Below are 19139 nucleotides of genomic sequence, written 5' to 3' on the forward strand. Positions count from 1 at the left end.
GCGGCGGCTAGTTCTGGAGTGTCTCCAGCACCTCATCCAACAAATCCAGACTGGTGATCCTTGCATGCGGGGCGTGTGCCTCGTCCGGCGGTGTGGGGTCGTGCACTGCACCGGGCCGCAGAATCTGAATGGTCAGCCACCGTCGTGCGTTTGGGGTCACAAAGTCCTTCGCCGGGTTATCGGCTATGTAGATCATCCTTGTGTGGCCTGCAGCCGCGGCCTCCATTTCCTGATACGCGCGCGGATGGGGTTTGCCGAATCCCTCCGGCCAGGCGCCGGTCGGGCGGATATGGGCGATATGGTGTTCCAGCCCCAGCGCGGCGATCTTGTTGCGCTGCATTTGCTCTGGCCCGTCGGTGATCAAGCCCATGGGGCGACTGGCGCGTCTGAGATAGTGGGCGGCGTCAGGGGCGAGAGTGATATCTGGTGTATGGTTTCGGTATTCCGAGACTAGGGTGGCGACGTGGTCAGGCGAGCCCGCAAGACCCAATTCGGCACAGGCGGCATTGAAGATTCGCCGGCGGTCTCCGGTTTCAAACAGCGCCCGGCAGGCAGCGCCAAATCCGGTCACACCTGTGGTCTCGGCCACCCAGCCTTCAAGATGGCGGTAACCGCTGAAGGCGAAATCACGCTCCAGATACAATGTGTCGTCCAGATCAAAGACCAGCATCAGCCCTGATACACCGCACAGTCATAGCGCATCATCTTAACACCCTCGCGCCAGTTGTCATGGGCCGAGCAGGGGCGGCCGCTGACCTCTTCCAGCAGCCACTGGGCGAAATGCGCGCCGGCGTGATCGGCCAGCGGGTAACCGCCGCCGAAACGGGCGTTGATCTCGATCACGCGGGGGCCCAAATCGGGGTCGTCGATCACCTGGAAACAGGCGACACCGCGCAGGTCGGGCAAGGCGCGTGCAATGCCTTCGGCCGCTTCGTGCAGGTCGGCCCGGCGACGGGTTTCGCCCTTTTCCACTTCGCCTGCGCGCACCTGCATCCGCAGGTGAGGGATGACCGTGCGCAACTGACCCGAGGCATCCACGAACATGTTGATCGTGTATTCCGGGCCGCGCAGCATATCCTGAAAGATCATCGGCTCGGAGAATTCTGCCGGGATATCCTCAGCGCGGTCGAACACCTCGAGACCTCGGCTGGCGCTGCCGCCGCTGGGTTTGGCAAAAACCGGCCATGAGATCTGGTCGGGATTGGCCAGCAGCCCGGCCTGATCGAAAGTGCGAGGCACGGGAACCCCGGCGGCGGCAAGCACTTCGGAGGTGCGTTGTTTGTCTCTCACGACTTCGATTACCGAAGTCGGAGAGACGTGCAGCCGCGCGCCAAGCCGGGCGAAATCGTCGTGGGCCTGAGCCAGCGGCAGCAGTTCGGGGTCGATGGTCGGCACCACCAGATTGATGCCATGCTCGCGCGTCACATCGAGCACGGCTTCAGCATAGCCGGGATCGTCGCAGCGCGGGACAGGTAGCGCGGCATCAGCCAGCGCGCATGCGGCGCTGTCATCCGGGTTCAGATCGCAGGCGATCACCTCAAGGCCCATGCTCAGGCGGTCGGCTGCAGCACGAAAACTTTGCAACAGGCCAACCCGTCGTCCGGCGGAGCAAATCAAAAGTCTCAAACTATCACTTGTCATCAAGTCTTTCCGGCAAATCTCGTGCAATATTCAGGAGTTACCTTAGCACATGGCTTTGGCGACTGTGAACGACCTGCATGGCACAATTTTCGTGTGGGAAAGCGTGGGCGACACCTGAAGCGGGTCTGACGACGGACAGGTTCATGTTGGTGCTGCGCCTGTTTCAAACCAAGTCCAGCAATCGGGCGATCGAAGACCCTGCGAGGCTCACGACCAGTTCGGCGATCGCGCTGGCCCCGTTGGTTGCCATGCAATCCTCAGCCAGCCTTGCGCTTGCGGCGGCCATGGCCGTCCGCGCGTCAGGATCAAGCAGCGCTGTCAGGGCGTGCTCAACATCAAAAGGCGCAGTGCTGCGGACGATAAGGCCGGCCTTGCAGTCGGCGGCGTAGCGGGCGCGTTCGATTTGTTGGTCCATTTGCTCATGTTCATTGGGCACCCAAAGGGTCGGCAAGGCTGCTGCCAGATGTTCACAGAACGTGTTGTACCCGGGGGCTGCAACTGCCGCATCGAAGGCGGGCAGGTATTGTGCAAACGGGTATCCGGTCAGGCGGACCAACCCCTCAGGAAGGTCCAGACGGTCCTGCGCGATTTGCCATTCTGCCACTGCCAGGCCGACGCCTGCACACCCGGCCAACCTGTTGATGACCCGATCTGTAACACCGGCCATGTCAAAATTGTTACCGGACCCTGTGGCGATCAGGATGTTCGTCCCGTCAGGATCCAGCCCCAGCGCGGCGCAGGCATTGGCTCTGTTCGGCATCTCTGCCGTGTCGAGGATACGAACCGGGGGCACTACCCTGACGTCGGACAAGCGGTCGGCTGTTGGCCCTTCGTCGCGGGACCAGGCCGGATCGAGAGGCTCGACGACCAGATCGAACGCCGTCGCGCGATCAAGCGCCTCAACGTCCCGCCCTTGGCCCCACATGGCGCGACGTATCCAGACGGATGCCATGCCGGGTCGGGAGGAGAGCGCCGCCAGAAGTCCCTTGAAGGGCACATTGCCATCGAAAACCAGAACTTCGGGTTGGTAGAACGCAAAGGCGGCGGTCAGCGTTTGAGACAGGCCGACATTCCAATGCGCGCGTGCCTCGCCATAGGTCGCATGGTACGGCAGATGCTCGGCCACGAACCCGAACTGGCGTACTGTATCGACCGCCCGCGAGTGGCTGATGAAAACTGGTGTCAGCCGTTCAGGCAGCCGTCGCGCGACCGCAAGTTGCCGGGTGAGATGGCCCATACCAATGCCGTTTGACGAATAGAACAGCACGCGAGTGTTTGGTTCTGCATGCACAGCAGGTGCAAAACGCTCAACCTCGGGAGGGCCAAGCAGCGTTCTGACCCGCGCAACGAACAACTCGGGCGCAAAGACCTCACGCAGCAGGGTTGCCCCGCTCTGCCTGATCGATGCCATCAGGTCCGGGTTCATCTTGAGGTCGATGATGGCCTTTGCCAGTTCCGTATCGGAACCATAGATCGCAGCGCCGCCAAACAGTTCCCGATAACTCTCCGGCAGGCATGGAATGACACCTGCCGACAGCGCCATCAGCGCCTCCACCGGCAGCGGGTCATCCTGTGCCAGATCCGGATTTGCCAGCAGATCCACTTTGGCAAAGAACTCGGGGAGCGTCAGCGCAGTTTCCGGCCAGACCTCAATCGGGGCGGCCTGTGGCCAGCGCGGTGTGTCCGCCAAGGAGTCGCCGCGCTCGCGTAGCGCGAGGAAGGGGGTTTTCAGAAACCTGGCGGGCCAATCACTTGTTGGTCGCGCGCGCGCGATACGTGCACGGCCAATCGTGGGACGGGCGCGTTCGGCGGCATCGGGGCGAACATGTGACAGGTCCGGGACTACCGGCGCCCAGTCTTCGTCCGCCACTGGCCAGTCGGGCACGGAATAGGCCATGGCGTCCCGGGCGATGACCGATGTCGGGCACCAGGTCACCGGCCCGCCGAGCGCCGTCTCGGCGCGCGCCCTTAGCCGGTCGAGTGCGGGCCGATCTAGCTCAACCAGCCCCGCCGGGCGTTCGATCGTCACGATGCGGTGTCTGGCCTTGATCTCTGGTGCACGCGCTAAAGTAGTGGCGAATATGCGGGCATCGAAGGCCAGCGCCAAACCACATTCGACCGTCGCGCCGGATGCGACGCGCCGGACGGCTCCGGTGTCGAGAAGCGACTGCGCGTCCGGATCGATCCGGTAAGGATCAGCGGCGATTGTATCTGCGATCACCGGCACAAGCGCTACGCTGTACCCGGCTTCTAAAAGTGCCGCTGCCACCGCCGCGTGGCACGGCGCAGCAACATCGCCGACCCGGATGTCGGCAATGATGGCGATGTCGACCCTGACCGGTCGTGATCCGGCTATCAGGTTGCTCGGCACGAAAGGCCTGATGGGAAGGTTCCGCGATACCCCGGCTCGAACGCGATTGTATCAACCGCCGTTGCACGCGCGCGGGCCGAGGGGCGTGTGGTTCTGCTGATGACATAGAGGCCGTCGCGTTCGGTGGGGCTAAGCACGCCATCGCTGCCGGGCGACAGGATCAGGTAGCTGTTCAGCTTGAATTCCTGCACGGACCCGCCAGAGGACACGACGCGTGGCCGCAACACGCGCACCTGGCCGTTCTGGCTGCACTGGACCGAGGCGTTGACCGGACCGGAATAGCGCAGAACCGTGGTGTTTCCCTCGCTCTTTCGTGCGACCACCCTGTAACCCGATGACTTCAGGCGGGAAATCTCGCTGGCGGCAGAAACCGTCGGTAAGGGCTCGATAGCGCAAGCCGCCAGAAGCAGCAATGAAATGGCCGCGGCAGAGAGGGGTCTTTTCATCATGTTGTGGCTCCTAGTCGGTTGCTGCCAGTACGGTGAGCATCTCCATGGTAATCGGCCCTTCGGGAAGCGCGACGCCCCGTTCTGCAAAGGCTTCGGCAAGGGCACGCTGGGTGCCGGCACCCATCACACCGTCGGCGGGGCCGGGATCTTTGCCCGCCTGCGCCAACAGGAGCTGGGCTGCCGCAATGAACTCCGCTTCACTATAATTCGCGATGGCATCGCCCACCAGCCGGGCAAGGTTTGCATCATCCGACAGGCTGAGCGCCGTGGCGTAATGGGTCAGCGCCTTGGGCCGGTCCTTGGCAACGCCGCGCCCGGATTCGGTCAACTTGGCCAGATCCCAAGCGGCCCAGGGTACCCCACCCTCCATGGACTTGCGATACCAATCTGCTGCTGCGGCAAGATCGGGTTCGACACCGTCGCCTGAGGCAAAGGCACGGCCGGCGTCACGCGCGGCCCAGGGGTTGCCATCTGCCGCGGCGGTGTAAAGCGCGCGCGCACGGGCGACGTCTTTTTGCACACCCCGCCCGGTTTCCAGAAGTCTGGCCAGTTCCCGCTCGGCGCCATAAACGCGCTGTTCCAACGCCCGTTCCAGCAACAGCGCTGCACGGGCTGGGTCATCAAAAAGCGGCGTCTGAGATGCATAAAGCCGGCCGAGCCGGAAATAGGCCTCGCCATCGCCCTCACGCGCAGCGCGGAGATACAGCCGTGCGGCAGCTTCGACATCGGGGCGGGACCCCTGGCCCTGCTCGTACATTATCCCCAGCCGCGTCACGCCGTTCGGAACCCCGCGAGAGGCCGCCGTTTCGAACCACAAACGGGCCTTGGAGAAATTCTGAGGGATGCCGTCGCCATCCTGATACATTCGCGCCAGCCGGGTCTGCGCCGTCAGCTCGCCGGATTTGGCGGCCTGAAGGTACCATTGTTCCGCAGCTTCCGGGTCGCGTTCGACGCCCAGCCCTTTCTGATAGAACTCCGCCAGATTTGTCATGGCCCAGTCGTTGCGGCGTGCCGCGCCCAGCTCATAGAATTCCCGGGCCCTGGCATAATCCTGCGGCACGCCGACGCCTGCGCGGTGGACCCACGCCAGCGCTGTCAGAGCTGCCGAGTCCCCGGCATCGGCGGCGGCCTCGAACAGCTCATAGGCGCGGGCGAAATCCTGCGCGACCGCTTGCCCATCGAGATGCATCTGGCCCAGATACACCATTGCGTTGACATACCCGGCCTCGACCGCCTTGACCTGCCAGTGCCGGGCCTCTTCATATCGGCCTGCCGCGCGATACGACCGCGCGAGCTGCGCCCAGAACCGCACCACGTCGGGCTGACGTTCGACCGCAAGCTCGCAGGCAACAATGGCCGCGTCGAAATTGCGATCCAGAATGAACTGCCGGGTGCCTGCAGTGACACGTTCGCTGTCATAGGGATTGCCGGCCAGCATGTCACAGGCATCGACATAGCTTTCGAGTTCGACATTGACCGGCTCGGTCGCCCCGCCTTGGGCTAGAACGAGGCCCTCCAGCGCCTCAAGCCCGCCGTTCGACCCGATATGCGGCTCGAATTGCGGCGTCTCCCCGGCCTGGACATAGTGCACGTTGCCCTGAGCCAGGGCCTTGCCATCATCGCTGCGCACTTCGCCCAGCCGGGGCGCGCGGGAGACATGGACCCAATTGCCTGACGCCTGCTCGGGAAGCTGGATTTCGATCGGGCCCACGCCAATCGGCACAGCGTGGCGATCAGCGTCGAGGCGGTCGATCACATCGGCCTTGTAGGCGGCCTGTCCGCCGGAGGCGGGTTCGACCCGGTCCGGCAGCGCCGGGTCCTGGGCGAGTACAGCATCCGGGTCGCCGCCCAGCGTAGTGATGCGCGCAATCGCTTCGTCGGCGAATGCACCGTCAGGCCGGGTCCTCAGATAAGCTTCGAACGCGTCCAACCGGTCCGTGTTGCGGATCGCCCGCCAGAACGTCCTGTCGACGACGCGCAGGGGCGGCAATTCGCCCAATGTGTCGCCGGCAGCTCCAAGGCCTGTTGTCGACAAACGCAGATCCGTGTTGTCCGGCTTGAAGTAGAACGCGTTTTCCAGCGTACTCGTGGTCCAGGTGATCTGAAGTCCGTCCGTCCGTTCCCGCACACCTCCGCGCACCCGGCGGAAAAGCTCGGCCAGTTCGACACCCGGCTGGTCGATATTCTCGGCAATAGCATCGGTGTACGGGCTATGGCGGCCGCTGCCGTCAAAGGCGACCGCACCGGGTGCAGTGGCAAAGCTGATCATGGTCTCGGCGTCGCCTGCGGTCATTTCGGCCAACCCGCCCGAGGAGGCCTCGGACAACAATGTCAGCCCGCGCTGCACCTCTTCCCGCGATTGCCCGATCGTCAGCGCGCGCGTGACGATATCTTGGGCGTCGTTGTCTTCGATTTCGATGAACGGGTTGTTGCGGCAGGCATCCAGAAGAACGATGTTCAGGCGCGCGCCGGACCCATCCATGATGTCCACGAACAGTTGCGCATCCACCGATTGGTTCCGAAGATCATCCACCGAATAGGGCGCCACGGATACGGGCAGCAGATAGTTGCGCCCGCTGAGTTGCACGCCGTGACCGGCATAAAAGAACAGCGCCTCGCTGCCCTCGCGCAGGCGGCTGCGGAACGTGGCCAGATCGGCGAGCATCGTCTCGCGGTCGGCGTCTATGCTTTCGATGACCTCGAACCCGGATTCCCAGAGTTTTTCCGCGATAAGCTGCGCGTCGTTTGCCGGGTTCGGCAGAGGCGTGATGTGGTGATAGGCCGAATTGCCGATCACCAGCGCAACGCGTGGCGCGCTTTGGGTATCAGCATTTTGGGCGGCCAATGGCCCGGCGGACAGCGCGATGAGGACGGCAACCGAAAACCCTGCCGACCATTGCCCGATAGATCGTCCAGGCCACGTGACGCAGCTTTCAGTAAAGGTCTCCACCGCCGCCTCGGTCGCTGTCCGGTTGTGACTGGTTTGTCTGACTGGTCCGGCTGGACGATCCCGCTGCATTGAGAGTGACGCCCTTGGCGATATCCGACCGCGAGAAACCGGGGTTCCGCCGCGCCAACTGGAACTCCACGATGGCGAGAAAAGCGGCCTTTGCCTGCGGCCCGGTTGGATTTTGTCTGAGGTACCTTTCAGCCTGCGCTTCCGACGTGAAGACGCTACTGTCGATGGCCTGCGCACGCGCAGTGCCCGACAGTCCCAGGGCCCCGACAATTAGTGCTAATTGACCGAAGAACGTCTTGCGCATCTCGCCTCCTGTCGTCCGTAGGCCATCATACGTGCCGAAAACTCGTTCCGTCAACAAAGGCAGCAGCGGCTGACTCAAAACCTCTCGTCAAACACCCAAGGGCATGACATTGTTCGCAAATGCTTCAGGCCGCTCCGCCAAATCCGATAGATGTGCGTTTCTTCCCGGATTATCGGGGAACCAATCCCTATCAGGAATTGCTCTATCGATCCCTCGGTCCTGCTGTCATTGCCCAACCGCTGGACAGTGCGGCCCAAATTGGTGCCGGTGGTCAGGATGCAGGCAGCATCCTGCATCTGCACTGGGAAACGGCGGCTTTCACGGACGGGAAGCAGTCGGCCGAGAGTTTTCTGGATGCGCTGTCCGGTTTTCGCGACAGGGGTGGCCGCATCGTCTGGACCATTCACAACCTGATGCCGCACGATCACCGCTACCGTGCCGTGTCTAAGCAGGTGCGCAGCGGGATATTGGCGCTGGCGGACATCGTGCATCTGCACTCGCTTCCTGCGCTAACCGCGGCGATGGAGCAGCACGCGTTGCCGATGGCCAAGGTGCGCATCATTCCGCACGGCAATTTTGACGGGGTTTATCCGAGTTTTTCCCGTGAACAGGCGCGATCCGAGCTGCAGTTGGAAGATGCCCGAATGATTGTCCTTATGCCCGGTCAGATCCGGGCCTACAAAGCACCGGGTGCGCTGATTGAGGCCTTTCTAGATGTCGCCGGGCCTGATGATCGGCTGATTTTGGCAGGTCATCGCGCGCCGGACGTCGACGATCTGACAGTCCCGGATGACCCTCGCATCGTCGCGACCTTCGGGTTTTCGATGGATCGAGATCTCGCTTTGGTCCATGCGGCAGCCGATTTTGCCGTGCTGTCCTATACTGCTTCGCTGACCTCCGGTTCCGCCATTCTCGCGCAGACACTGGGACGCGGTACATTGGGCAGTGATACGCCGGGCCTGCGTGATGCAGTGCTCGTGCCTGCGACTGGCGTGTTGTACGATCCAGCGCCCGAAGGTGCGCTCGCCAGCGCCCTGCACGCCGCTCTTAACGAGGGGCCCGATCCCTGGGCCGTGCGTGGTAAAGCTGCGGCACAGGCCGCGCGCGCCCGGGATTGGACAGCCATCGGTGCCACCTGGCGGTCGCTCTTTATGGAGTTGGCTCGATTGCCCCGACCGGCGGGCGTTCTGACGTCATGAAGTTCGGACGGCAGAAACCCCCGGCCACGGACGCGCTGGCACCGGTCGAAACCGATCTGGACGAGAGCCCGGCGGACGTTTTTGAGGCGGCGTGGCCGTTTAACGCGGACAGCGATCAGGTCGAGGGCGTTCTGCGCGAGGACAGGTTTTTGTCGGTCATGCTGGTGGACGTCACCGGTCTGGATTGGGAGGCGATCACCCGGCATCTGGAAACCGTACGCGAGATTGCAAAGACCAAGGAGATGGTTCCGGTTTTCGTTGTCGATCTTGTGGAGTTCCGGGGCCTGATCGTTGAAAACCTGGCCTACGATACCTTGCCCAACGTGCTGGCCAACGGGGAGCTTGACCCGGATCTGGACTGGTCAGGTTACCTTGCCCGGCGCCGCCAGCTTTTGCGCGAGAAATGGCGCCCGGCAGCGATCATCAACCTTGGGCTGAGCGCTGATTGGGACGCGACATGATTGATCTCGGCGCTTGCGATGTCGTGTTTCTCAGTTTCGACGAACCGAATGCGGACACTCATTTCGAGCTGGTCCGCAGGGCCGTGCCGCGGGCCAAACGGGTGCACGGCGTCAAAGGCTTCGACGCGGCCCACAGGCGCGCGGGCGAAATTGCGAGTTCGCCATATGTCATCACCATCGACGCCGACAATGTGCTGCTGGATCCGGATTTTCTGACAGCATGCTTGGATATCGCACCGCGCGACCGTGCGCGGGTGTTTTCGTTCAGCGGGCGTAACACGGTCAATGGCCTCCGCTATGGCAATGGCGGGGTAAAGATCTGGCCCCGCAGCACCTTGCTGACCCTGCAAACGCATGAGAATGCCGCCCGTTCGGACGCCGCAGTCGATTTCTGCTGGACGGTGCCATATTACCAGTTGAACCGGCTATTGTCTGACGTAGTGATAACCGGCTCGGACTATCAGGCGTTCCGCGCCGGATTTCGAGAAGGCGTAAAGCTTAATCTGGCCGACGGACAGATCGCTTATGACGCGTTTCCGAATCTGCCAAAGGCAGAGGCACTGCGCGCGCATATCGGCGAGCGCAACCTCGACCGTCTGAAAGTCTGGTGCAACATCGGCGCGGATGTCGAGCGCGGCGACTGGGCGATCTTTGGCGCACGTCTTGGCTGCGTCGTGGCGGCGTTGCAGGGATTCGATGTCACCAAGGTCGCCGATTATGGCTGGATCGAATACTTCTGGACGGATCGCATCACTCCGGACTACTCCGAATATCAGGCGCGTGCGGCGTATTCCAAGGAGTTGGCCGACCGGCTCAATGAGGCTCTGGATCTTGGGATTAGAGACCTGTCTCCGGAGGCATCAGCGTATTTCAAATCGAAACACCGGGGCCACCGCGCCTATGGTGCGATGCGGGTCGTGTAACGGGCCTTGGGTGAATACCCCTGAGCGGCATCTCTTCTGGTTTCGATGACCGCAACGCCAGTCTTCCCTGGGCGGCTTTGTGTTTTGCCCGAACCTGTCAAGCCGTGAACAGAAACGTCGGAAAGCGGGAGAGCGCCCGTTCTTCGGTCAGACTGTGAAAACCGCCATCAGCCGCATTGTCGATGCGGCACGTCCCATAAAACGAGAGTTGCTCCGCAATCGCGCCCATGCGATCCCGCCGCTCGTCCGCCGCAAGAAAAGGCGCGTGGGTCGACAAATAGAGAGCCGGCCGATGTTCGCGTAGCCAGGGCAATAGCGTCGGCAGAACCGAGAACTCGGCGCCTTCGATGTCCATTTTAACCAATGACACCCCTGACAGATCGATAGATCCGGCGAACCGGTCCCAGTCAATCGTGAGCGCATCGGTGCCGTGGGCGCCGTCATGCAGCAGCGAACTGGTCGAATCTCCGGGCTCGCCGCGTACTGAGGCCATGCGGGCCACACCGAATCCTTCGGACAGCGCTACGCCAAAGGCCGAGACATTCTGGATGCTGTTCAGGTCAAGATTCCAGGCCAGATGACGGTACGCCGTCGGGTCCGGCTCGAAACACCACACATGCCGCGCCTTGCGCGCGCCGTATAGAACCGTCGGCCCGATCCAGGCGCCGATGTCCAGATAGTCGCGATCCGGCGACAGGTATCGATCCAGCACTGCAAAGGTCTCGGGCTCCCAGTTTCCTGTGGACGCCTTGCGCCAGAATTTCGAGTGATACGGGTCCAGCCGAAACGGCTCGCCGTTCAGCTGACCCGCGTAGTAGCCGCGGGCGCGATAGAACATCTTGCGCGCTTGGGTCAGCATTTGCCTGCCTCCGGACCTTGTTTTCCCGTCCCGGCCCTTGACCTGCGCGCGCGCCCAAAGCATGTAACCTTGGGAACGCAACATTTATTTCAACAGGGGGCCGAGATGGCTTTTGAACTTCCTGATCTTCCTTATGCACATGACGCGCTGGCATCCAAGGGCATGTCGGCGGAAACGCTGGAATATCATCACGATCTGCACCACAAGGCCTATGTCGATAACGGGAACAAGCTGATCGCTGGCACTGAGTGGGACGGCAAGAGCCTCGAAGAGATCATCACTGGCACCTATGACGCCGGTGCAGTGGCGCAAAACGGCATCTTCAACAACATTAGCCAGCTCTGGAACCACAACCAGTTCTGGGACATGATGGGCCCGGGCGGCAACGCGATGCCGAGTGAGCTTGAGGCAGCGCTCAACGAAAACTTCGGTTCGGTCGATGAGTTCAAGTCGCAGTTCAGCGCCGCCGGTGCCGGTCAGTTCGGCTCGGGCTGGGCGTGGCTGGTCAAGAACGCCGACGGCTCGCTGGCGGTGACCAAGACCGAGAACGGCGTGAACCCGCTCTGCTTCGGTCAGACCGCTCTGCTGGGCTGCGACGTGTGGGAGCACTCCTACTACATCGACTTCCGCAACAAGCGCCCGGCCTACCTGTCGAACTTCCTCGACAATCTGGTGAACTGGGAAAACGTCGCCTCGCGGATGTGATCCATTGACCCGAAGAGGGTTCATAAAGGGCCTGCTGGCGACGATGCTGGCAGGCCTTTTTGCGTCCGTCTACGGGTTCTTTATCGAGCCCGCCCTGCGGCTTCGGGTACGCAAATGGATGATCCGTACGGACAACTGGCCGAAAGATCGTCCGATGCGGATCGCTATCCTCACCGATCTGCATATGGGCGAGCCGCACATGTCCCGCGACCGGTTGCGCCGGATCGTTGCGCGTACCAATGCGCTGGGGGCCGATCTGACCGTCGTGCTGGGGGATCTGACGGTCGCGCACCCCTATATCACCCGTGCCATCCCGGTGGCCGATACGGCGGCGATTCTGGCGGCGCTGCGCGCGCCGCTCGGGGTGTACGGGATACTCGGAAACCACGACTGGTGGCAGGATCTGGCGGCCCAGCAGCGCGGGGCAGGGCCGGTCGAGACAGCGGTGGTACTGGAGCAAAACGGCATTCCGGTCCTGGAAAACCGGGCCCTGGAGTTGCCCAACGGTGTGTGGCTGGCCGGGCTCGCCGATCAACTGGCGATCCGCCACGGGCCGGAGGACTATATCGGCGCCGACGATCTGCCCGGCACGCTAGATCAGGTCCCGGAGTACGCCCCGGCCATCCTTCTGGCCCATGAACCGGACATTTTCCCGCAGGTGCCGAAACGTGTGGCACTGACCCTGTCCGGCCATACCCACGGCGGTCAGGTGCGGCTTTTCGGATATTCCCCGGTGGTGCCCTCGCGCTATGGCAACCGCTACGCCTACGGACCGGTGGCCGAGGACGGGCGGCATCTGGTCGTCTCGGGCGGCATCGGCTGCTCGAAACTGCCCCTGCGGCTGGGCGTGGTGCCCGAGATCACGGTGGTCGAGCTATCAGCGTGACCGGCTGTGTCGGCCGGGCTAGGCCGCTGCCCGGCGGTCCGCGCATGTGATGCGGTTGGGACGCCTCCGGCGGGGATATTTTTGAACAGAAGAAGATTGCGGGCTTGCATCTCATCGCCCTGGCACGCAGGACACGCGGTGAGGGGGAGAGATGTCGGACACCGTCAAAGGCATTCTGGCCATGGTTGCGGCCTGTGTGATCTGGGGCCTGTCGCCGCTGTTTTACAAGCTGATCGCCCATGTGCCCCCGCCCGAGGTGCTGGCCCATCGCACGGTTTGGTCTGTGGTGTTCTTTGCTGGGGTGCTGGCGGTGCAGGGGCGGCTGGGCGCGCTGCGTGCCGCGTTTGTCGGGCGGCGGCAGGTGGGGCTGATTGCGGTGGCGGCGGTGATGATCTCGATTAACTGGTTCAGCTTCATCCTGTCGATCCAGATCGGGCGCGCCACCGAGGCTTCGCTGGGGTACTACATCTTTCCTCTGATCGCCGTGGTGACGGGTTGGTTCTGGTTTTCGGAACGGTTGGGCCGGGCGCAATGGCTTGCGGTCGCTCTGGCGGCGCTCGCGGTTTGCGTCCTGACCTACGGGCTGGGCGCCGCACCCTGGATCGCATTGATCGTGTCGACCACCTTCACGCTTTACGGGGCATTAAAAAAGGGCCTGCCACTGGGCCCCGTAGTCTCGGTGACGGCCGAGATTCTGATCCTGATGCCGCTGTGGCTGGTGGTGCTGGCCTGGTATCATGGCACCGGGCAGGGGGCGTTTGGGGCTCAGACCCAAACCAGCCTGTTGCTGATCCTGTCGGGGCCCATGACGGCGATGCCGCTGATCCTGTTCAGCTTCGCGGCACGGCGGGTGGCGCTGTCGACCGTGGGGCTGTTGCAATACATCAACCCAACCCTGCAATTCTTCTGCGCCGTGGTCATCTTTGGTGAGCCCTTCACGCCGTGGCACGCGGCGGCTTTCTCGATGATCTGGGTCGCGCTGGCGGTGTTTTCGGTTGCCGCCCTGCGTCAGGACCGGGCGGCGCGGGCTTGACCCGGATCACCGGACCGGCGGCAATACGCCGATCCGCCGCGAAATCGACACGCCGAGGATTGTTCCGCGTCATCCAGTCCCTATCTATAAATTGTTAGGCAGAACAACGTTTTACATCCTGAACAAAATAAGAAATGCGCCCGGCCATACCGTCCGGCGCACGCGGATGAGTGTTGGCCTGAGCCGGGGGACACAAACAGCATCCCGTCAATGGAGGAAAGCATGGGCGCAAGCAAACAGGGAACACTCACGCAGGGCACCTGGGTCGTGATCGCGGATGGCGAGAAGGCATTGGTAATGGAAAACATCACCGACGCGGCGGACCCCAACCTTGTCGTGGTCTCGGTCGAGGAACAGGACACGAACAACGGTGCGTCGCGACCGGCGGACCGTGCCGGGCGGCGTTTCGACAGCGGACCGGGACAGAAATCCGCGATGGAGGAGACGGACTGGCAGGGTCATGCGCAGAGCATGTTCGTGCAGGACGTGGCCGATCTCTTGTACCGCAAGGGATACAAAGGGGCTTACGAACGGCTGGTGCTGGTGGCCAGCCCGCATGTGCTGGGCCTGCTCAGACGGCGCCTGCATAAGGAGGTGCTGAACAAGGTGGTGGCCGAGGTTAACAAGACCCTGACCAACCATCCCCTGAACAAGGTCGAGCGGGTTCTGACCCGGCAGTTGAGCGCTGCCTGAACCTGCTCGGGGTGGCCCGCAAAGGCGGGCGCCCCGATACCGCGATGATCTTAGGTTAGTTTCGCGCGCAGCTGCTCCATCGCGTCGTCGGGACCGCTCACCCAGGTCAGATAATCGCCCAACGAGCTGTCAGCGAACCCCTGTCCGATCAGTTGATCCACCAGCGCGCGCAGTGTGTCCCAATAGCCGTTCACGTTCATCACCAGGATCGGCTTGTCGTGCAGGCCCAGCTGACGCCACGTCAGCGCCTCGAACAGCTCGTCCAGCGAGCCCGGCCCGCCCGGCAGCACCACCACTGCATCGGCATTCATGATCATCACCTTCTTGCGCTCGTGCATCGTCTCAGTGACCACGAAACGGGTCAGGTCGGTCTTGCCCACCTCACGGCGCAACAGATGCACCGGGATCACCCCAAACGTGTCGCCGCCTGCGGTCTGTGCGGCCCTCGCGACCTCGCCCATCAGCCCCACATCGCCCGCGCCATAGACCAGCCGCCAGCCCTCTTGCGCCAGCATGCGACCAAAGCCGCGCGCGGCCTCGGTATAGGCTGGATTGGCGCCATTGCGTGACCCGCAATACACACAGACGGATTTCTGAGACATATGAGGGCCTTTCCGGGCTTGTGTCGGGGGTTTTGACCCCTGATAGCGGGATTGATAGATTGGCTCAACTGCGTGGTTGGCGGCAGGCTCAGGGGCTGCCGGATCACGGACCTGAAAGGAAAAGAATGGCTGCCAAATCGGGAAGCGGTGGATTCGGCGCGTTTGGATGGGGAATGGTTGCAGGCGGGATAGCCCTTCTCGGTTTCGGGGGGCTGTACTACTCGGGCGTCTTCGGTCCAGCTCCGGAGCCTGCGCCAGAACCCACCGGGGAGATTTCTGCGCCCGAGGCACAGCCTGACCCGCAGGCGGATGAGGTGACCGAAGCGCCAGCGGCGCAGCCGGGCCCCGCCGCCGAGCCCGAAGCGCAATCCGAGCCGCAAGACACGACGCAAGACGACCCATCCCCGGCGGATGAGCCCGAGGAACAGGTTGCTGCCGCCCAGCCGCAGGATGAGCAGGCCGCGCCCGCTGAGGATGAAACCGCCGCCACGGACGAACCCGCAGCACCTGCGGACGACACTCCACTGTTGACCGCTCCCGCGTTGGACCAGATCTTCGTCGAAACCGACGGCACTGCGCTGCTTTCGGGGCAAGGCACGCCGGGCAGCCAGGTAACGGTCCTGCTCGATGGGACCGAACTGCACAGCTTCACCGTCGATGATAGCGGCCAGTTTGCCGAGTTCGTGACCTTGCCGTTCAGCGAGGCGGGCCGAGGGCTAGTGTTGCAAACGCAGACCAACGGCCAAATCGCCCGCTCGGACGATTATCTGATCGCTGCCTTGCCCGAGCCTGAGGGGCAGGGCGAGCAGGTAGCGGATGCCGGGACGGCGACCGAGGCACCGGATCCCGCTGCACCCGCCCCCGACGCACCAGCAGAAGCTGCAGGCTCCGAGACATCCGAACCCGGATCTGAAACCGAAACGCAGAAACTGGCTCAGTCCGAAACGGAACCCGAAACGACCGGGTCCGAGGACGCTCAACAACAGCAAACTGCTGAAGCGCCCGCCGTGGATCAGACCGCCCCGGCTCAACCGTCCGACATAACGGTGGCCGAGGCTCAGCCCTCGGCTCCGGGGACCGGCAATGGCCAAATCGCCATCCTGCGGTCGGGCGAAGAGGGGGTCGAACTGATCCAGCCGCCCGCACAGGATGACGCGCCCCGCGACCGGATCGCGCTCGACACCATCGGTTACTCCAACTCTGGTGACGTGCGACTGACTGGTCGGGCGCAGCCCGGCTCGGTAGTGCGGCTCTACCTGAACAACCGGGCGGTGACCGACCTGACCGCCGACGATCAGGGCAAATGGCGCAGTCAGATCGAAGGGATCGAGCCCGGTGTCTACACCTTGCGTCTGGATGAGCTGGACGGGCAGGGCACCGTCCTGAGCCGCCTGGAAACCCCGTTCAAACGCGAAGCGGTCGAGGCGCTTGCCGCTCCGGCGCCCGCTCCCCAGCCCGGTGCCGAGCCTGATGCGCCCGCCGAACCGCCCGCGATCCGGGCAGTGACGGTGCAAAAGGGCGACACGCTCTGGGCCATCTCACGTGAGCGCTACGGCGACGGCATCCTGTATGTGAAAGTATTCGAGGCCAACCGGGATTCGATCCGTGATCCCGACCTGATCTATCCCGGCCAGATATTTACCATACCCGACTGACGCGACACCTCTGGCCCTGCCGGGGCCACGGGTTATCTCTGACCGCAGGCAAGATACGTGATGAGGCGATTGACCCCGATGCATTCCGACGACATGCCCCATCTCGACGAACGCCGCTCGGGCTGGCGCACCATCCGCAAGGTGGCGCCCTATCTCTGGCCCGCGGATGAGCCTTGGGTCAAACGTCGGGTGGTGCTGGCCATGGGGCTTTTGGTGCTGGCCAAGCTGATCGCGGTCTATACCCCGATCCTCTACAAGGGCGCGGTGGACGGGTTGGCGGGCGAAGGCGTGCCGCCGCTGGCGCTGGGCGCGGTGGGGCTGACCGTGGCCTATGGCGTGGCGCGGATGATGACCGTGGGGTTCCAGCAACTGCGCGACGCGGCCTTTGCGCCGGTGGGTCAGCGGGCGCTGCGGGCGCTGGCGCTGGAGACCTTCCAGCACATCCACCGCCTGTCGATGCGCTATCACATCACCCGCCGCACTGGCGGTCTCAGCCGCATCATCGAGCGCGGGGTTAAAGGCGTCGAGTTCCTGCTGCGCTTTTTGCTCTTCTCCATCGGGCCGCTGATCCTGGAACTGGCGCTGGTCGCGATCATCCTGATGTGGCTTTTCGACGTCTGGTACCTGGTGATCGTGGCGGTCACCATCGCCGTCTATATCTGGTTCACCTTCGCGGTCACCGAATGGCGGGTGAAGCTGCGTCGCGAGATGAACGATCAGGATGCCGAGGCCAACCAGCGCGCCATCGACAGCCTGCTCAATTTTGAAACCGTCAAGTATTTCAACGCTGAAGACCGCGAAGCTCAACGATACGACAGCTCGATGAAGGCTTATGCGCAGGCGGCGCTGAAAACCGCCTACTCACTGGCCTTCCTGAATTTCGGTCAGTCCTTCCTGATCACCTGCGGCCTTGTCGGAGTGATGGTTTTGGCCGCGCTCGGGGTCCAGGACGGCACCCTGACGGTGGGCGATTTCGTGATGGTAAACGCCTACATGATCCAGATCACCGTGCCGCTCAATTTCCTCGGCACCGTCTACCGCGAAATCCGCCAGTCGCTGGTGGATATGGGTGAGATGTTCCGGCTGCTCGAACAGCCCTCCGAGGTGCAGGAACGCCCCGGCGCGCCCGCGCTGCAGGTCGGGGGCGGCGAGATCACGCTGGAGGATGTGCATTTTGGTTACGAGGCCGACCGCGAGATTCTCAAGGGTGTGTCGCTGACCGTGCCCGCCGGGCAGACCGTGGCCATCGTCGGCGCTACCGGGTCGGGCAAGTCCACTGTCGGGCGGCTGCTGTTTCGGTTCTACGACGTGACCGGCGGCGCGCTCAGGATCGACGGGCAGGATGTGCGCGACGTCACCCAGAACAGCCTGCACGCCGCCATCGGTGTGGTGCCGCAGGACACGGTGCTGTTCAACGACACCATCCGTTACAACATCGCCTATGGGCGCGAGGGCGCATCGCAGACTGAGGTCGAAGAGGCCGCCCGCGCGGCCCAGATCCACGACTTCATCGCCACGCTGCCCGAGGGCTACGACACCAAGGTGGGCGAGCGCGGCCTGAAACTCTCGGGCGGCGAGAAACAGCGCGTTGGCATCGCTCGTACCCTGCTGAAAAACCCGCCGATCCTGCTGCTGGATGAGGCGACCTCGGCGCTCGACACCGAGACCGAGCAGGAGATCAAGGATGCGCTGGCCCGCGCAGGCGAGGGGCGCACGGTGATCACCATCGCCCACCGCCTGAGCACCATCGCCGAGGCCGACCGGATCGTGGTGCTGGAGCGCGGCGAGATCGTCGAGCAGGGCACCCATGACGAATTGCTCGCCCGCGATGGCCGCTACGCCCAGCTCTGGCGCCGCCAGCAATCCGATGCCGAGGCGGCCTGACGCCTACCTTCCTCTTGCCTCAGATACTCCCGCCGGAGGCTCGCGCCCGCAAGGCGCGAATTTGTTGCGAAAACACAGCCTGCGGGTATTGACCCCGTGCCGTTCCTCCGGTCATTTCGAGGTCCGCTCATCTGCCACGGGCAGGGGCTTTCATGACCCGACCAATCGAAAGGACATATCGGATGAAGAGATTTCTCGCAGCGCCTGCCGTGGCCATGCTGCTGTCGTTGACCGCCGCCCATGCCGAGGACCTGGAATTCCTGCTTGCCAATGAAAGCAGCGAGGATCTGGTGGAGTTCAACGTCTCTCCGGCGTCCTCGGATGATTGGGAGGAGAACCTGCTCGACGGCGGCTACCTCGCCCCCGGATATGAAGCCGGTGTGGTGATTGCCGACGGTCTGACCACTTGCGTCTACGACCTGCGCGGCGGTTTTGCCGATGGCACGTCGGTCGAGGATTTCGGCCTGAACCTCTGCGAACTTGGTGGGTACACGTTCACTGACTGACGCAGGTAC

General features: G+C 63.2%; 18 protein-coding genes. 10 read left to right on the forward strand and 8 right to left on the reverse strand.

Going from position 1 to position 19139, the window contains the following annotated elements; genetic code table 11:
• Positions 1-7 precede the first annotated feature (7 nt).
• The 6 genes from AB3N21_RS04945 to AB3N21_RS04970 all read right to left on the reverse strand — a co-directional run bounded on the left by AB3N21_RS04945 (position 8) and on the right by AB3N21_RS04970 (position 7724).
• Entirely contained in the window at positions 8-670 is a 663-nt protein-coding gene (locus tag AB3N21_RS04945) for an HAD family hydrolase (RefSeq protein WP_367934162.1), read from the reverse strand.
• Positions 670-1641: an ATP-grasp domain-containing protein gene (locus AB3N21_RS04950; protein ID WP_367934163.1), complete on the reverse strand. Its 972-nt coding sequence runs from the start codon at positions 1639-1641 to the stop codon at positions 670-672. The genes AB3N21_RS04945 and AB3N21_RS04950 overlap by 1 nt, the downstream gene beginning before the upstream one ends.
• Before the next feature lie 163 nt (positions 1642-1804).
• Positions 1805-4012 carry a glycosyltransferase gene (locus tag AB3N21_RS04955; protein WP_367934164.1) on the reverse strand — a complete coding sequence of 736 codons (2208 nt, stop codon included), beginning with the start codon at positions 4010-4012 and terminating at the stop codon, positions 1805-1807.
• The gene (locus AB3N21_RS04960; RefSeq protein ID WP_367934165.1) at positions 3997-4461 is read right to left on the reverse strand and encodes a pyruvate/2-oxoglutarate dehydrogenase complex; all 465 of its coding nucleotides are present in this window, start codon (positions 4459-4461) and stop codon (positions 3997-3999) included. The genes AB3N21_RS04955 and AB3N21_RS04960 overlap by 16 nt, the downstream gene beginning before the upstream one ends.
• A 10-nt stretch (positions 4462-4471) precedes the next feature.
• Positions 4472-7258 (reverse strand): caspase family protein, encoded by a 2787-nt coding sequence (locus tag AB3N21_RS04965; RefSeq protein ID WP_367934166.1) that lies wholly within the window; start codon positions 7256-7258, stop codon positions 4472-4474.
• A gap of 136 nt (positions 7259-7394) precedes the next feature.
• A complete protein-coding gene (locus AB3N21_RS04970; RefSeq protein ID WP_367934167.1) occupies positions 7395-7724 on the reverse strand; it encodes a hypothetical protein in 330 nt (109 codons plus the stop codon).
• A 119-nt stretch (positions 7725-7843) separates the two neighbouring features.
• Between AB3N21_RS04970 and AB3N21_RS04975 the strand changes: the two genes are divergently transcribed.
• From AB3N21_RS04975 to AB3N21_RS04985, 3 genes are read left to right on the forward strand one after another with little or no spacing between them, the layout of a single operon-like run.
• Positions 7844-8923, forward strand: a complete 1080-nt coding sequence (locus tag AB3N21_RS04975) for a peptidase M14 (protein WP_367934168.1) — start codon at positions 7844-7846, stop codon at positions 8921-8923.
• A complete protein-coding gene (locus AB3N21_RS04980) occupies positions 8920-9384 on the forward strand; it encodes a hypothetical protein (protein ID WP_367934169.1) in 465 nt (154 codons plus the stop codon). The genes AB3N21_RS04975 and AB3N21_RS04980 overlap by 4 nt, the downstream gene beginning before the upstream one ends.
• On the forward strand, positions 9381-10307 hold the full coding sequence (locus tag AB3N21_RS04985; RefSeq protein ID WP_367934170.1) for a hypothetical protein: 927 nt from the start codon (positions 9381-9383) through the stop codon (positions 10305-10307). The genes AB3N21_RS04980 and AB3N21_RS04985 overlap by 4 nt, the downstream gene beginning before the upstream one ends.
• Before the next feature lie 97 nt (positions 10308-10404).
• Here AB3N21_RS04985 and AB3N21_RS04990 read toward each other — a convergent pair whose 3' ends face one another.
• A complete protein-coding gene (locus AB3N21_RS04990) occupies positions 10405-11166 on the reverse strand; it encodes an FkbM family methyltransferase (RefSeq protein WP_367934171.1) in 762 nt (253 codons plus the stop codon).
• Positions 11167-11271: 105 nt separating this feature from the next.
• Here AB3N21_RS04990 and AB3N21_RS04995 point away from each other — a divergent pair, with 105 nt between their 5' ends.
• The 4 genes from AB3N21_RS04995 (at position 11272) to AB3N21_RS05010 (ending at position 14483) form a co-directional block, all read left to right on the forward strand.
• The gene (locus AB3N21_RS04995; RefSeq protein WP_367934172.1) at positions 11272-11871 is read left to right on the forward strand and encodes a superoxide dismutase; all 600 of its coding nucleotides are present in this window, start codon (positions 11272-11274) and stop codon (positions 11869-11871) included.
• A 4-nt stretch (positions 11872-11875) separates the two neighbouring features.
• On the forward strand, positions 11876-12757 hold the full coding sequence (locus AB3N21_RS05000; protein ID WP_367934173.1) for a metallophosphoesterase: 882 nt from the start codon (positions 11876-11878) through the stop codon (positions 12755-12757).
• A gap of 151 nt (positions 12758-12908) precedes the next feature.
• Positions 12909-13790: an EamA family transporter RarD gene (gene rarD, locus AB3N21_RS05005; RefSeq protein ID WP_367934174.1), complete on the forward strand. Its 882-nt coding sequence runs from the start codon at positions 12909-12911 to the stop codon at positions 13788-13790.
• Positions 13791-14012: 222 nt separating this feature from the next.
• Positions 14013-14483 (forward strand): host attachment family protein, encoded by a 471-nt coding sequence (locus AB3N21_RS05010; protein WP_367934175.1) that lies wholly within the window; start codon positions 14013-14015, stop codon positions 14481-14483.
• Positions 14484-14533: 50 nt separating this feature from the next.
• Here AB3N21_RS05010 and AB3N21_RS05015 read toward each other — a convergent pair whose 3' ends face one another.
• Complete coding sequence (locus tag AB3N21_RS05015) at positions 14534-15085, reverse strand: TIGR00730 family Rossman fold protein (RefSeq protein WP_367934176.1); 552 nt, start codon at positions 15083-15085, stop codon at positions 14534-14536.
• 125 nt (positions 15086-15210) lie between these two features.
• Here AB3N21_RS05015 and AB3N21_RS05020 point away from each other — a divergent pair, with 125 nt between their 5' ends.
• The 3 genes from AB3N21_RS05020 to AB3N21_RS05030 all read left to right on the forward strand — a co-directional run bounded on the left by AB3N21_RS05020 (position 15211) and on the right by AB3N21_RS05030 (position 19130).
• Positions 15211-16740, forward strand: a complete 1530-nt coding sequence (locus AB3N21_RS05020; RefSeq protein ID WP_367934177.1) for a LysM peptidoglycan-binding domain-containing protein — start codon at positions 15211-15213, stop codon at positions 16738-16740.
• Positions 16741-16800: 60 nt separating this feature from the next.
• On the forward strand, positions 16801-18624 hold the full coding sequence (locus AB3N21_RS05025; protein WP_367934178.1) for an ABC transporter ATP-binding protein/permease: 1824 nt from the start codon (positions 16801-16803) through the stop codon (positions 18622-18624).
• A 182-nt stretch (positions 18625-18806) separates the two neighbouring features.
• Positions 18807-19130: a hypothetical protein gene (locus tag AB3N21_RS05030; RefSeq protein ID WP_171173167.1), complete on the forward strand. Its 324-nt coding sequence runs from the start codon at positions 18807-18809 to the stop codon at positions 19128-19130.
• The last annotated feature ends 9 nt before the right edge of the window (positions 19131-19139 follow it).

Origin of the sequence: Ruegeria sp., from assembly GCF_040830605.1 — a bacterium.
Taxonomy (GTDB): Bacteria; Pseudomonadota; Alphaproteobacteria; order Rhodobacterales; family Rhodobacteraceae; genus Ruegeria.